Origin of the sequence: Nocardia sp. NPDC052254, assembly GCF_040679495.1 — a bacterium.
Classification (GTDB): Bacteria; Actinomycetota; Actinomycetes; order Mycobacteriales; family Mycobacteriaceae; genus Nocardia.
The window spans coordinates 162,939-176,326 of the sequence record NZ_JBFAUW010000001.1 but is presented as its reverse complement, the minus strand read 5'-3'; the positions used below and the strand labels follow the sequence as shown (position 1 = coordinate 176,326).

Genomic DNA, 13,388 nt, shown 5'->3' with positions numbered 1-13,388 from the left:
ACGAGATGAAGATCGTATGTATCGGCGGCGGGCCGGGCGGGCTGTATTTCGCCATTTCGATGAAGCGACGCGACCCGGCCCACGACATCACCGTGATCGACCACCACCCCCTGGGGTCCACCTACGGCTGGGGCGTCGTGTACTGGGACGACCTGCTCGACATTCTGTACCGCAACGACCCCGACAGCGCCCATGCCGTCCGCACCAGGTCGGTCCTGTGGCAGGAACAGGCGATCCACCTGCGCGACAGCGACACCGCATATTTCGGGGGCTACGGGTTCAGCATGGGACGCGCGGCACTGCTCGAGGTCCTTTCCCGGCGGGCGAGCGACCTCGGCGTCGATGTCCAGCACGGGCGCGAGGTCCTCGATCTGTCGGACTTCGGCGACGTCGATCTCATCGTCGCCGCCGACGGCGCGAACAGCCGAGTCCGCCAGCGGGACAGCCATCGTTTCGGCACGTCCGTCACGCTCGGCGAGAATCGGTACATCTGGCTCGGTACGGACAAGGTCTTCACCCGATTCACCTTCGCCTTCGAACACACCTCGGCCGGATGGATCTGGTTCCATGCCTACCCCTCGGTGGCCGAAACAATCAGCACCTGCATCGTCGAGTGCCAGCCGCGGACCTGGTGCGGACTGGGATTCGATTCCCAGGACAACCGGGGGAACCTGCGCGTTCTGGAGGAGATCTTCGCCCGTCCGCTCGACGGCCACTCGTTGATCAGCAGCACACGAGGTGAGTTCGCCAGGTGGAACCGCTTTCCCGAGGTGACCAACACGAGCTGGTATCACGACAACGTGGTACTGCTCGGCGACGCGGCCCATACGACACATTTCACCATCGGGTCGGGCACCCGGCTGGCGATCGTCGATGCCGTCGTACTGGCACAGGTCCTCTACGAGCATGCCGAGATCGCCGACGCGCTGGACGATTACGACGCGCAACGCCGTGCCGCGCTGCGCCCGATACAGGCCTGCGCCCGGACCAGCATGGCCTGGTTCGAACACGCCGACCGCTATCTCGACCGCAGTGCCGTGCAGTTCGCCTATGCGATGGCAGCTCGGCACGGGATGCAGATGCCGTGGCAATATCAGCAACACCTGCTCACGCAGGTACCCCCCGTGCGAAAGGTCCGGCGCGCCATCGACTCCGCGCACCGGTGGTGGCGCGCTGCCAGACGCGGGGAACGCGCGATGGCACCGCCCTCGCCACTCCGCCCGCCGGCTCCGATCCGCTCCGATCCGCCGATTCGCTGAGCCCGTGCGAGTGAGCACCGGGTAGCGACAATTCGACGACTCACCCGATCCGCGACCGGTGCCGGCAGTAGAGATTCTTATCGAATTATCAACCGAATCCCCATGTTCGGGGGTTGGCCGGCAGCGCCACACTGGATACTGTCTACGTACGCAGATAGTAGATGGTGTGGCGCTCGGGCGGCTCGTGTACTCGAGCGCCACAGCCGAAGAAGGGATCGATCGAACAATGTCGAGGAATTCGTCCAGCCTCCGGCGCGGCACCGCGCTCACGCTCGCGGCAGCGGCACCACTGATCGCCGTCGCGGCATTCGCCGGCCCGGCTGCCGCATCGCCGACCGCGTCCGGCCCGGAGCAGACGGTGCAGGATGTCAAGGGCCACGGCCACGGTCGCGGACACGGCAGTCATGGTCGCGGACACGGCCATCGCGGCCATTGGCAGGGAGGCTGGAACGGTCTCCGTCTGCCGCGAACGGGCAGCGCCTTCTGATCCGGCCTGGCGATGTCGCGCGTCCGGCCACCCGCTCACCGGACAGCTTCACGATCGCGGTCCTGACCCGAGGACGCCCGGGCACCTCCCCGCGACACCGCCGGCCCTCAGAAAATATTGGTCGACGTCAATAAAAGTAACTATGTGGCTCGGGGCTGGTTCGATCGCGGATCGTCGGTATCCAGCCCGAGCGAATTGGCCCACAACAATGTCAGCTGCTCCACTGCCGGATCGAGGTCGTAGGACCAGCCGCCGATGAACATCATCTCGGCGAAGCGCGCGACCATTCCGCCGAGTGCCATGGCCGCGTAGCGCTTGTCGATTCTCGGATCCGCCGCTCCCTCCTCCTGTAACCGGGCGACCGCGGACTCGAGGCGAAGCCCCAGCAGATCGTCGCGCTTGGCCCGGATCGACCGCACATCATCGTCGTAGCGGCTGACCTCTTCGATCACCCGCATGATCTTGGCCTCGCGACGATAGGCCAGCAAGTATGAGCGATTGGCGGCGCGGATACGGTCGACGGCGCTGCCCCTGCGTTCGCCGTCCTGCGCGATGTCGTCCATCGATACCAGCCGGACCTCGACCTCTTCGGCGATCTCCCGGAACAGCGATTCCTTCGAATCGAAGTAGTGGTAGAACGCGCCGTGCGATACATCTGCCTCGTTCGCGATATCGGTGATCCTGGCCTGCAGGAATCCGTCTCGCTCGAACACCGCTTTTCCGCCCTCCAACAGGCGGGCACGGGTGCGGCGGCCCTTCGCGGAACGCGGCCCGGCATCCATCGGAACATTCTCCTCTCCGGCCTGTGCCCACCTGGGCACCACCGAACCGCAGCGTAGCGACTACGCCGCTCATCACCACATCACCGAGACACACCGCGTCCGGCGCCCGACTCGAAAGCCTCGCGCGCGGCGATCCCCGGCAGCTGGTGTCCCCTCGTGATCGAGGGCGCGCCCGGCTCACGGATGTGTGCGGACCTGCCATCTCCCGCGGCGGTGACTATCGGCTCAGGATCGACACCGCCGCCACACCGGGTGCACCGTACAGTTGCGCCAGTGCGACCGACGGCGCGCCGTCGACCTGCCGGTCACCGGCCCGGCCGCGCATCTGATTCACCAACTCGAACACCTGCCGCAGTCCCGATGCGCCGACCGGCTCGCCGTTGGCGATCAGTCCCCCATCGGTGTTGACCGGCAGTGCGCCATGCAATGTGGTGGCCCCGCGCGCGATGAGATCGTTCTGCTCCCCGTCGGCGCAGAGGCCGACCTCGGCCATGTGGATGACCTCGGCGCCCGCATCGGTGTCCTGCAACTGCGCGATCTGTACATCCTCGGGCCCGATGCCCGCGATCTCGAATGCCGCGCGCGCCGCGTCGACGGTCGGCGCGGGGATGTTGTCGGTGGAGGTCGACGGGGTGTGCACCTCGTAGGCGCCGTACCGCCGGGTGCGGGTCACCACGCTGCGCAGATAGATGGGGGTGTCGGTGTACTTGTGCGCGATCGAGGCGTCACAGACCACGAGCGCCGCGGCGCCCTCGTCCGGGCTGCAGAACATGTACTGCGTGAGCGGATAGTTGAGCATCCGCGATCCGAGGATCTCCTCGACGCCGATCGGCTTGCGCCGGAAGGCATTCGGATTGAGCGCGCCATTGTCGAGGTTCTTGGCCACCACCGCGGCGAGGGTCTCGGGGGTGATGGCGTGGTCGTGCATGTAGCGGTTGATCTTCATCCCGAAGAACTTCGTCGTCAGGAACAGACCCAGTTCACCGAACCATGCCGGACAGCCGTAGTCGGTCGGGTCGGAGGTGAAGGCACCACCCTCATGTTTGTCGAGCCCGACCACCAGGCCGAGTCGATGATCGCCCAGCTGGATCGTCTGCCTGGCCACCGACAGCGCACTGCCCGCGGTGGCACAGCCGTTGTACACATTCGTGAACGGAATGCCGGTCACGCCCAGCTGGGCGACCACGGCGTCGGGCTGGTCGACCTCGAAACTTCCGCCGACCGCGAATTGGATGTCCGGCCAGGAGATTCCAGCGTCGGCCAGCGCCATCCTGGCGGCGTAGGCACCCATTTCCAGCGCCGGTTTACCGGGGAAGCGCCCGAACGGGTGCAGGCCGACTCCGATGATTGCCACGTCAGGCATCGACGACCTCCGTGGTGCGCGCGCCGGCGGCCGCGGGTTCGAATGCGAACGCGGCGATGGTCTCGCCCGAGTCATCGGTTCGGACCGGAATCACGGTCAACCGCAACGGCATCCCGATCTGGAGATCCCCCTCCCCGACCCCGGTCAGCAAGCTCTCGACCCGGATCTTCCCGCCGATCTCGACCAGACCCACATACCAGGGCTCGCCGCCGGCGCCGAGCAGATTGCCCGCGAACGGCTCCTTGGGCCGGAAGCCCTGCGACGTCCACGACCACAGCACGCCCTCGCGCTCGAGCAGCTCCCGCTCGATCGTCGTACCGCCGCACCGCGGACATCCAGGCCGCAGCGGGAAGGCGACCGCGGCACACTCCGCACAGCGTCCGGCGATGAGCGCAGGATTGTCATCGGGCCAGGTGAACAGCTCCTCGGCCACCGGTTTCCAGCTCTGCATGAACACCCTTTCCCATCGCGATGCCGTTGGCGCCGTACGCAATCGCCGTCGGCACCATCGCGGAGCGCCGGTGCTCGCCGACCTTGTACAAGCGTCGCCAAATTTTACACTGACGTCGAAATCAATGTAAATGCCGGCGGAGCGGCAACTCGCCGGCCTTCCTCCGGTTCCCCCTGCTCGAAGGGACATCTCGCGCAGAGCTCCGCGCCGATCACCCCGTGGTGCGCGCGGCCGTGCAGACCCCCTCCGCCGATTCCGGCAGATCCACGGCGGCACCGAATCTCAGTCGTTCGCCGGAAGGTGCTCGAGGCCGAACTGCGCGCCGCGCACGGATGGCTTCTCGGCCCATCGCAGCCGCGCAGGCCGCGCGGCCCGCCGCGTCACCGCGGGTAAGGTGCAGGCGGTCGACATCGGAATCGAGGTCGGCCGAGGCGAAGGCGACGCGGTATCCGGCAACCGGACGGGGAGTGTATGGCCAGGACAGCGCGTGGCCGCGCGACGCGAGAAGCGTTCCGGGAAGGTGCTCGCCGGGTCTTCATCCGGGACGGATACCTCAACGCCCGGCTGACCGACATCGCCGCCGAAGCCGGCCGCTCGCCCGCCCTGCTCTATCAGCACTACGAGGGCAAGGAGGCCCTGCTCGCCGAACTCGCGGAGGATTTCAGCGAGCAATTACAGGCCAGGATCGCCGAGCCCTATCGCAGCGGCCTGTCCCCCGTCGCCGCGTTACGCGAGGCCATCCGACTGTTCTGGCTGCACTATCGCCAACATCTGGCCGAGATCATCGGGATCACCCAGGCAGCCATGATCGATCCCGCGTTCGCCGCACGATGGCGCGACATCCACCGCAGCGCAACAGAACTCATCGCGAACGGTGTCCGCGCGGCGCAAGCCGACCGATACTGCCCGGGCCTGGACCCCGATATCGCCGCTTCGGCATTGGCCGCCATGGTCGAACAGTTCTGCCTCACCTGGCAGTACCACAACGACGATCCGCACACCGCCCTCACCGACGACGTCGCAGTCGAGACCCTGTGGCAACTGTGGGGTCATGCGGTCTATTGGACCGACCCACTTCCGCAGCGCCCCACGGACACCGATCCCACCGGCACCGCGACCTCGTGACGCCGCAGGCACCCGACCGGCTTCACCGGGACTCCCACTGGGCGAGCGCGGTGCGCAGCGTCGCGACGAGTGGGAGTGGCTGATCCATCATCGGGTGATGGCCGGCCGCACTCAATTCGACGACAGTCGCGGGGCGTTCGAACAACGCCGCTATCTCCCGCGCCCGCTCCGGCGTCACCAGCCCCCGCTCGCATCGGATGTAGAGCACGGGGGCCGCGACACCGCGCAGTGAGCCCAGGGGCGGGATACGCCCCTGTTCGAGGCGCTTGCGCAACATGTCGGGGTCGAACTTCCAGACCCATCCCTCGCCGGTGTCGCGCACCGATTCCTCCGCCACATGCCGCGCCACGTACGGGAGCAGGACGGATTGTTCGGGCACCGTGCGAAACCGGGCGCAGATGTCGTTCCGGGTCGGATGAGCCTTCGGGGTGCGGCGCAGTTGCCGGACGATGGATTCCCCGGACGGCTCCTGGAACGGCGAATCGATGATGATCAGACCCGCGACCGACTCCCGGTGGCGAGCGCCGACGACCGCGGCCACCCTGCCGCCCATACTGTGCCCGACGATGTAGGGCCGACCGGCGATCCCACCGGCCGCGGCGGCCGCCATCACCTCGTCCGCCCAGCCCTCGATCGGGTACTCGGATCGCACGACGCTGTCACCGTGACCGGACAGATCCAGCGCCACCACGCGATGTGTCGTCGCGAGCAGCGGAGCGATGTGATCCCACCAGCCCGAATGTGCCGATCCACCATGCACCAGGACCACGCCGGGGGTTCCGGTGCGGCCCCAGCAACGCAGATGGATCGCGCCGCCGGCGCTCTCGACCTCGCGATGTTCGGGCAACTCCGCGATGGCCTCGGTGAACCATCCCGGAGCCGCCGCCACCGACTCCGCCGTCGCCACCATCGTCATCTCCTTCGCCACAGACCTACTCCAAGCGACCATATAGCGGCAGCACGCGACCCCGGACGAGTGAGCCGCCGGCAGTGCTCGACGTGGCGGTGCCACGCCTACCGGATGCACACGTCGATCGTCGAAGACCCCGTCGTCGGCGCGGAGCAGTCGCTCACGGGTGTACGGCGTCGTGCGCGGCGAGGCTGATCGTCTCGAGCACGATCCGAAACGCCGGCGCGGCCGGATCGACGATCGACGAGTGGTCGGCACGGTCCACGAGCACGAACTCGGCGGTGCCGCCCGCTGCTTTCACGGTGTCGACATACCGCTGCGACAGCGACGGCGGAACGGTCTTGTCCGCCGAACCGCCCATCGCGATCACCGGCATCCGCGGATCGATGTTCTCGATCGGGTCGACGGAGTCGTACCGGTCCGGAACCTGTTGCGGGGTGCCTCCCAGAGCGGTCACGATCCGGCCGTCTCCCAGAGCGACGGCTCGGCGCATGTCGAGTGGCCCGGCGAGTGAAATCGCGTGTGTCGGACTGAACTTCGGGCCCGCTCCGATCTCGTTCGTCGTCAACCGGCCACGGGTGCCCGCCCACATCGCGAGTTGCCCACCGGCGGAGTGCCCGACGACGATCGCGTTCCGGGTGTCGATCATCGGCTGCGCCCGTTCCACTTCGGGCACGAAATCCACTGCGGCAGCGACATCTTCGAACGTCGTCGGCCAGCCACCGCCCGAGCCGACCCGCCGGTATTCGACATTGAGCACCGCCAGTCCGCGTTCGGCCAGTCGCCGCGCGAGGGTGACGAAACTGTCGGCCCCGATCCGGGCCTGCCACGCACCACCGTGGATCAGGATCACCAACGGAACTGTCCCGTTGCCGAATTCACCACGCGGCCGGAACAGATCGACCCAGTTCTGGCGATCGTCTCGGCTGCCGGTGGTCGTCGGGTAGAGATACCTGGTGGCATCGACGTTCGTCGACGCGGTGACCTTGGCGAAGTCTCTGCCCGCATCTCCGGGATCTGCCGACTTCACCGGCGGCCGCCCCGACTGCCCGCAGGAGGTCAGCACCACCGCGACCAGTAACGCGGCGACCAGCCGCGCCGCCGCGACACCGCCCGTACCGGCCCCGTTCAACCGGTCGCCCCGTTGATCGTCGAGTGCTGCACCGCTCCCTGTCCCACGCCCCAGCGATCGGCGATCGCCGCGAGCCCTCCGGAGTCGATGAGAACCTGAATCCGCTGCTGCAACAAGGGGCCGAGCGGAGAACCCTTGGCAACGGCCATACCGTAGGGCTCGGTGTCGAAGGCCGCACCGGCCGCCGCCAACCGGCCGCCGGACTGTCGTACCGAGTAGGAGGTCACCGGCGAATCCGCGGAGACCGCATCGACGTCGCCGCGGGTCAACGCGGCGATCGCGTCGGCCTGGCTGCCGAAGGCCACCACCGTCATCGCGGGCCTACCGGCGTTCGTGCAGGCGAGATTCTTGGCGGTCAACTCCGCGTCGAACTGCACCGTCGCCACCTGGGCGGCCACCGTGTGCCCGCAGGGCAGGTTCGGGTCCACCGAGCCGCCGGCGCGCTGCGCCCACAGGGTGCCGGCACTGAAGTAGGTGACCATGTCGACCGACGCCTCGCGCGCCACGGTGTCGAACAGTGATCGCGTCGCGATGTCGTAGTCGCCTCGTGCCACACCCGGCACGAGATCGGCGAACGGTACGTCTCTGACATCGATCCGGACGTCCAGGGCTTTCCCGATCGCGGTGATCACATCGATGTCGAAACCGGCCGGCTGTCCCGTGTCGTCGATGAATTCGTTCGGCGCGTACGGGGTGCTCGTCGCGACGATCAGCGTCCGATCGCGCCGCGCGCGATCCGGCAGCGCCGCCTGCCGCATCCCGGTGCTCAGCTGGCCGGACGGCGCCGGGGCGCCCGGCTGCGCGCCGCAGGCGGTCACCGACAGCGTGAGAATCGCGATCGCCAGCACGCTGCCTCGACGTGCAATCACTCGACCACCTCGACATCGATTGCCCACCGGTGTGCCTGCCGGATCGGTGCCTGCGACTGTATTACGTGCCACGCCATCGGCTCGGCCATTTGAACCCGGTGTGTCCGCTGCCGCCCGCCCACCCGAACCGAGCCGTTCCGAGACCGTTGCCAGTAGTGGGCAGGCGGTCGGTTGTCGGCGGGCGCGCCCCTCATTACCATCGCGGCTTCCTGGATTCGACGGTCCGGGTGACGAAATGATCCGCTGCCGGATTCTCTCATTGGGGCACACGCTGAACGACCGATCAGACCTCCACCACGATTCGAATTCCATTGCCCAGCACGTTGTCTTGTTAGGGGCGGGCTATGTCTGCATCTGGGCCTACCGTGCGTTACGCCGCCGATTCGGGCACGAGGTCACCATCACGGTCGTGAGCCCGGCGCAGGAACACGTGTTCCACGGGTTCACCGGCGAAGTCCTTTCCGGGGCATGGCCTTCGGACGCGCAGCTCAGCCCGCTCACCGAGGTCTTCCCGAAGGCCGAACGGGTGCACGGACGCGCCACCGCGGTGAACCGTGACGAACGCACGGTGGCGATCGAGCTGGCCGACGGCGGCACCGGCACCCTGCACTACGACCATCTGGTCATCGGCACGGGCGCGGTGGAGAACGTGGAATCCGTTCCCGGACTGCAGGAGTACGGATTCCGGCTGCGCGATGCGGGCCGCACCGCCGCACTGGCCGCACACCTCGACGAGTGCGTGGCGGCCGGCGGATCCCAGCCGCCGCGGGTGGCTGTGGTCGGCGCCGGGCTGGCCGGGGTCGAGGCCGCGGTGGCCATCGCCCAGCGCCTGGCCGACGCGGCGAATCGGACAGGGGCCACTGCGCCGGGCGAGGTGGTACTGATCGGCGCGGCCGACGCGGTCGGATACGAACTGTCGCCCCGGCTGCGCGAGCAGGTCGGTACCGAGTTGTCCCGCAACAAGATTCGGCTGCTCGCGCCGGCCCGGGTGGTCCGGGTGAGCGCCGCGGAGGTCGAACTCGACGACGGCGATCCGATCGCGGTGTCGACCGTGGTCGCCGCGGTGGGCAATCGGGTCCGGCCACTGCCCGGACTCGACGATCTGCCGGTCGACGATCGGGGCGCGCTGATCACCGACGACCGGTTGCAGATCGCACCGGGAATATGGGCCGGCGGTGATGCGGCCAGCGTGCCGCTGCCCTCGGGGGAACCCTGCCCGCTGGATGCCTCGTGGGCGATCGGCCAGGGCACCTGGGTAGGACGCAACATCAGCCGCGTGATCCGGGGCACGCCACAGCGCCCGTTCACGTGGCGCAGCGTGGGCGTGACCGCGGGATTCGGCAGGGGGCGAGCGGTTCTCGACGCGTGGGGAATGGGCTTTCGCGGGTGGCCCGCCTGGGCATCGCGCCTGGCGTTCTTCCTGTTCTACCTGCCGTCGCGACGTCACGCGCTGCGCGTGATCGCTGCACTCGTGCGCCGCTGACCCGAGAGGGACCGCCATGACCACCGAGCACACACAGCGCCGGTTCCGCACCCGCCAGGAGCGCCGAATCGCCGAGCTGTTCGAGCGCGACGGCCAATTCCGCGCTGCCGCACCACTGGACGCCGTCACCGGTGTGCTGGAACGGCACGGTATGCCACTGGCCGAGGTGGTGGCGGCCGTGATGGATGGCTACGCCGACCGCCCGGCGCTCGGGCAACGGGCGCACGAACTGGTCACCGACGAGCGGACGGGCGGCACCGAACTACGCCCACTCGCACGCTACGACACGATCACCTATCGCGAGTTGTGGTCGCGCGCAGGTACTCTCGCGACCGATTGGGCACACGAGCAGACCCTGCACCCTGGCGAGTTCCTCGGCCTGCTCGGATTCACGAGCACCGATTACGCCACCTTCGTGCTGGCCTGCGTGTATTCCGGAGTCGTGGCGGTTCCGCTGCAGTGCGGTGCGCCTCCGGCGCAGTTACGGCCGATGGTGGCCGAGACCGGGATGACGGTGCTGGCCACCAGTTCCGAGTACCTCGCGATCGCCGCCGAAGTCGCCGCGATCTCGCCGAACCTGCGCCGGATCGTCGTGTTCGATCACCACCGGGGCCACGACGCCGACCGTGCCGCGCTCGATCGGGCGCGCGCCCGGGTGTCGGAGCTGTCACATCCCGTCCTCGTGGAGACATCCGCCGAAGCATTCCGACGCGCGCGCACACTCCCCTCGATCCCGCACCACACCGGAAACGACGACGCGCTCACGATGCTGGTCTACACCTCCGGCAGTACCGGTGCGCCGAAGGGCGCGATGTACCCGCAGCGGCTGGTGGCGGCACTGTGGCGGGGGTTCCAGTCGAGTGTGAACCGGATACCGGTCATCGGGTTCAACTATCTGCCCATGAGCCATCTGGCCGGGCACGTCTCGCTGATCGGCACCCTCGCTCGCGGCGGCACCGGATATTTCGCCACGGCCAGCGATCTGTCCACTCTGTTCGACGATCTGTCGCTGGCCCGGCCCACCGAGCTGAATCTCGTTCCGCGCATCTGCGACATGCTCCATCAGCTCTACCAGAGCGAGCTGGGATCGTCCTCGGATGACGCGCGACCTGTCGCGGCCGAACAGGTTCGCACCCGCCTGCGCGAGCGGGTCCTGGGCGGGCGCGTGGTGCGCGCGGTGTGCGGGACCGCGCCGCTGGCCGCGGAGACGGCCGCCTTCATGGAGAGCTGCCTGGACCTCGAGCTGCACGACGGTTATGCCTCCACGGAGGCGGGCGGCATCATGATCGACACCCACCTGCTGCCCCCGGTCACCGGCTACAAACTGCTCGATGTCCCGGAACTGGGCTACTTCGGAACCGACCGGCCGCATCCTCGCGGCGAATTGTTGTTGCGCACCGCGAACATCATTCCGGGCTACCACCAGCGCCCGGAATTGAACGCGACCATGTTCGATGCCGACGGATACTTCCGCACCGGTGACATCGTGGCCGAGCTCGGGCCCCGGCAGATCACCTATCTCGACCGCCGATCGAATGTGCGCAAGCTGGCCAACGGCGAGTTCGTGGCGGTGGCTCAGCTGGAGTCGGTGTTCACCGGGTGCCCATCGATCCATCAGATCTTCGTGCACGGCGACTCCTCGCGGTCGTATCTGCTCGCCGTGATCGTGCCGACGCCAGAGGCGCTGGGCGCGGCCGCCGATGAATCGCTCCTGCGCCGGCGACTGTCCGGCGAGCTGCGCGCCGCCGCCGAGCGAGCCGGACTGCGGAATTACGAGGTACCCGGTGACTTCGTGGTCGAACCGGAGCCGTTCAGCCCGGCCAACGGACTGCTGTCGGACTCACGAAAGGTGCTGCGCCCCACTGTCGAACGGCGCTACGCGGACCGGTTCGAGCAGCTCTACGCCGATGCGGCGCAACGGCGGGCGCGGCACCTTCGCGAGCTGCGCGAATCCGATGGGGCGACACTCGACACGCTGTTGCGTGCGGTGCGATTGCAGTTCGACGGCACCGATCCGGTGACCTCGGCCGAGTCCACATTCGCCGAGCTCGGCGGAGATTCGCTGTCGGCGGTGCTCTTCGCCGAACTCCTGCAGCGGATCTTCGATGTCGAGGTGCCGGTACACGTCATCGTGTCGCCCGATACCGACCTGCGCGGGCTGGCCGGCTACCTCGACAGCCGACGCGGTGGCCCCTCGCCGCGTCCCGGCTGCACCGAGGTTCACGGTGCGGACGCGACGCATGTGCGGGCCACCGATCTCACCGTCGCACGGGTGCTCGGGGACGATCCGCGCCCGATCGCCACCGATCCCGGCACGACAGCCCGGCGCGGGCACACCCTCGTACTCACCGGGGCGACCGGGTTCCTCGGCCGGTTCGTCCTGCTCGAGCAGCTCGCCCGGCTGCCCGAGGGCGGCACGGTGATCTGCCCGGTCCGAGCCGGTGACGACGCCGCGGCCCGGCGCAGACTCGACGACATCTTCGGCGCCACAACGGAATTGGCGGCACGGTATGCGGCACTGGCGCCGGGCAGACTGGACGTGGTGGCGGCCGATGTCACCGCACCACATCTGGGGCTCGATGAGCGGCGCTGGCAGCGCCTGGCCACCGAAGCCGATCGTGTCGTGCACGTCGGCGCCCTCGTCAACCACATACTCCCCTATCGCGAACTGTACGAACCCAATGTGGCAGGCACCGCCGAACTGATCCGGCTCGCGGTATCGGAGCGGTTGAAGCCGTTCAGCTATGTCTCCACCATCGCCGCGGCCGATCCGCAATCGCTCACCGACGAGAACGCCGATGTGCGCTCGACCGCACCGATTCGGACGCTGGGCACGGAATACGCCGCGGGTTACGCGACCAGCAAATGGGCCGGCGAGGTCCTGTTGCGCGCGGCCCACGACAGCTACGGATTGCCCGTGACGGTCCTGCGCCCCAGCATGATTCTCGGGCACAGCGACTACCCCGGCCAGCTCAATCCGGCGGACATGTTCACCCGTCTGCTCGTCAGCCTCGCGCTCACCGGCCTGGCGCCACGCTCGTTCTACCGCGACGACAGTGGCTCTGTGGCAGCGCATTTCGATGGGCTGCCGGTCGAGTTCGTCGCCGAGTCGATCGTGGCCCTCGGCGGCGGTGACGCGGGCTACTCCACCCTGCACATCGTCAATCCGCACGACGACGGGATCTCACTCGACACCGTCGTCGACTGCCTGATCGAGGCGGGGCATCCGATGCGCCGCATCGACGACTATGACGACTGGCTGGCCCGTTTCGGGATCGCGTTGCACGCCCTCCCACCGGGGCAACGACAGCATTCCGCGCTCGCGATCCTCGACGCCTACCGGACACCGGCGGCGCCGATCGCCGGTTCGGCGGCCGCGTGCGCGGAATCTCGCGCCGCCGTACGCCGGGCGCGACTCGGTCGATCCGGTGAGATTCCGGGGCTGTCGCGCATGCTTGTCGGCAAATACCTCACCGACACCGTCCGGCTGGGTCTGGTTCCCCCGAACCCGCAGTGGTGAATCCGTC

The 13,388-nt window shown here is 68.1% G+C and carries 11 protein-coding genes; 5 read left to right on the top strand and 6 right to left on the bottom strand.

Annotated elements, in window-relative coordinates:
• Positions 1–5 precede the first annotated feature (5 nt).
• Both AB0L57_RS00845 and AB0L57_RS00840 read left to right on the top strand, forming a co-directional pair.
• On the top strand, positions 6–1,259 hold the full coding sequence (locus tag AB0L57_RS00845; protein WP_364954960.1) for an FAD-dependent monooxygenase: 1,254 nt from the start codon (positions 6–8) through the stop codon (positions 1,257–1,259).
• Between the two features lie 226 nt (positions 1,260–1,485).
• On the top strand, positions 1,486–1,746 hold the full coding sequence (locus tag AB0L57_RS00840) for a hypothetical protein (protein ID WP_364954957.1): 261 nt from the start codon (positions 1,486–1,488) through the stop codon (positions 1,744–1,746).
• A 140-nt stretch (positions 1,747–1,886) separates the two neighbouring features.
• Here AB0L57_RS00840 and AB0L57_RS00835 read toward each other — a convergent pair whose 3' ends face one another.
• The 3 genes from AB0L57_RS00835 to AB0L57_RS00825 all read right to left on the bottom strand — a co-directional run bounded on the left by AB0L57_RS00835 (position 1,887) and on the right by AB0L57_RS00825 (position 4,342).
• A complete protein-coding gene (locus AB0L57_RS00835) occupies positions 1,887–2,528 on the bottom strand; it encodes a TetR/AcrR family transcriptional regulator (RefSeq protein WP_364954954.1) in 642 nt (213 codons plus the stop codon).
• A 217-nt stretch (positions 2,529–2,745) separates the two neighbouring features.
• Positions 2,746–3,891, bottom strand: coding sequence for a thiolase family protein (locus tag AB0L57_RS00830; protein WP_364954951.1), 1,146 nt, complete (start codon positions 3,889–3,891; stop codon positions 2,746–2,748).
• Positions 3,884–4,342, bottom strand: coding sequence for an OB-fold domain-containing protein (locus tag AB0L57_RS00825; RefSeq protein WP_364954948.1), 459 nt, complete (start codon positions 4,340–4,342; stop codon positions 3,884–3,886). Before AB0L57_RS00825 ends, AB0L57_RS00830 begins: the two co-directional genes overlap by 8 nt.
• 471 nt (positions 4,343–4,813) lie before the next feature.
• Between AB0L57_RS00825 and AB0L57_RS00820 the strand changes: the two genes are divergently transcribed.
• Positions 4,814–5,467 carry a TetR/AcrR family transcriptional regulator gene (locus tag AB0L57_RS00820; RefSeq protein WP_364954945.1) on the top strand — a complete coding sequence of 218 codons (654 nt, stop codon included), beginning with the start codon at positions 4,814–4,816 and terminating at the stop codon, positions 5,465–5,467.
• A gap of 22 nt (positions 5,468–5,489) precedes the next feature.
• On the opposite strand, the gene AB0L57_RS00815 is transcribed toward AB0L57_RS00820, so the two are convergent.
• The 3 genes from AB0L57_RS00815 to AB0L57_RS00805 all read right to left on the bottom strand — a co-directional run bounded on the left by AB0L57_RS00815 (position 5,490) and on the right by AB0L57_RS00805 (position 8,378).
• Entirely contained in the window at positions 5,490–6,377 is an 888-nt protein-coding gene (locus AB0L57_RS00815) for an alpha/beta hydrolase (protein WP_364954942.1), read from the bottom strand.
• Between the two features lie 160 nt (positions 6,378–6,537).
• Positions 6,538–7,509: an alpha/beta fold hydrolase gene (locus tag AB0L57_RS00810; RefSeq protein WP_364954939.1), complete on the bottom strand. Its 972-nt coding sequence runs from the start codon at positions 7,507–7,509 to the stop codon at positions 6,538–6,540.
• On the bottom strand, positions 7,506–8,378 hold the full coding sequence (locus tag AB0L57_RS00805; protein ID WP_364954936.1) for a transporter substrate-binding domain-containing protein: 873 nt from the start codon (positions 8,376–8,378) through the stop codon (positions 7,506–7,508). The genes AB0L57_RS00810 and AB0L57_RS00805 overlap by 4 nt, the downstream gene beginning before the upstream one ends.
• 235 nt (positions 8,379–8,613) lie before the next feature.
• Here AB0L57_RS00805 and AB0L57_RS00800 point away from each other — a divergent pair, with 235 nt between their 5' ends.
• Both AB0L57_RS00800 and car read left to right on the top strand, forming a co-directional pair.
• Complete coding sequence (locus AB0L57_RS00800) at positions 8,614–9,861, top strand: FAD-dependent oxidoreductase (protein WP_364954934.1); 1,248 nt, start codon at positions 8,614–8,616, stop codon at positions 9,859–9,861.
• A 16-nt stretch (positions 9,862–9,877) separates the two neighbouring features.
• The gene (gene car, locus AB0L57_RS00795; protein ID WP_364954931.1) at positions 9,878–13,381 is read left to right on the top strand and encodes a carboxylic acid reductase; all 3,504 of its coding nucleotides are present in this window, start codon (positions 9,878–9,880) and stop codon (positions 13,379–13,381) included.
• Positions 13,382–13,388: the final 7 nt, after the last annotated feature.

Excerpts from the sequence above, each read along its gene's own strand:
- AB0L57_RS00830 (WP_364954951.1), bottom strand. The coding sequence starts at position 3,891 with ATGCCTGACGTGGCAATCATCGGAGTCGGCCTGCACCCGTTCGGGCGC.
- car (WP_364954931.1), top strand. The coding sequence starts at position 9,878 with ATGACCACCGAGCACACACAGCGCCGGTTCCGCACCCGCCAGGAGCGC.
- AB0L57_RS00835 (WP_364954954.1), bottom strand. The coding sequence starts at position 2,528 with ATGGATGCCGGGCCGCGTTCCGCGAAGGGCCGCCGCACCCGTGCCCGC.
- AB0L57_RS00815 (WP_364954942.1), bottom strand. The coding sequence starts at position 6,377 with ATGGTGGCGACGGCGGAGTCGGTGGCGGCGGCTCCGGGATGGTTCACC.
- AB0L57_RS00825 (WP_364954948.1), bottom strand. The coding sequence starts at position 4,342 with ATGCAGAGCTGGAAACCGGTGGCCGAGGAGCTGTTCACCTGGCCCGAT.
- AB0L57_RS00840 (WP_364954957.1), top strand. The coding sequence starts at position 1,486 with ATGTCGAGGAATTCGTCCAGCCTCCGGCGCGGCACCGCGCTCACGCTC.
- AB0L57_RS00800 (WP_364954934.1), top strand. The coding sequence starts at position 8,614 with ATGATCCGCTGCCGGATTCTCTCATTGGGGCACACGCTGAACGACCGA.
- AB0L57_RS00820 (WP_364954945.1), top strand. The coding sequence starts at position 4,814 with ATGGCCAGGACAGCGCGTGGCCGCGCGACGCGAGAAGCGTTCCGGGAA.
- AB0L57_RS00845 (WP_364954960.1), top strand. The coding sequence starts at position 6 with ATGAAGATCGTATGTATCGGCGGCGGGCCGGGCGGGCTGTATTTCGCC.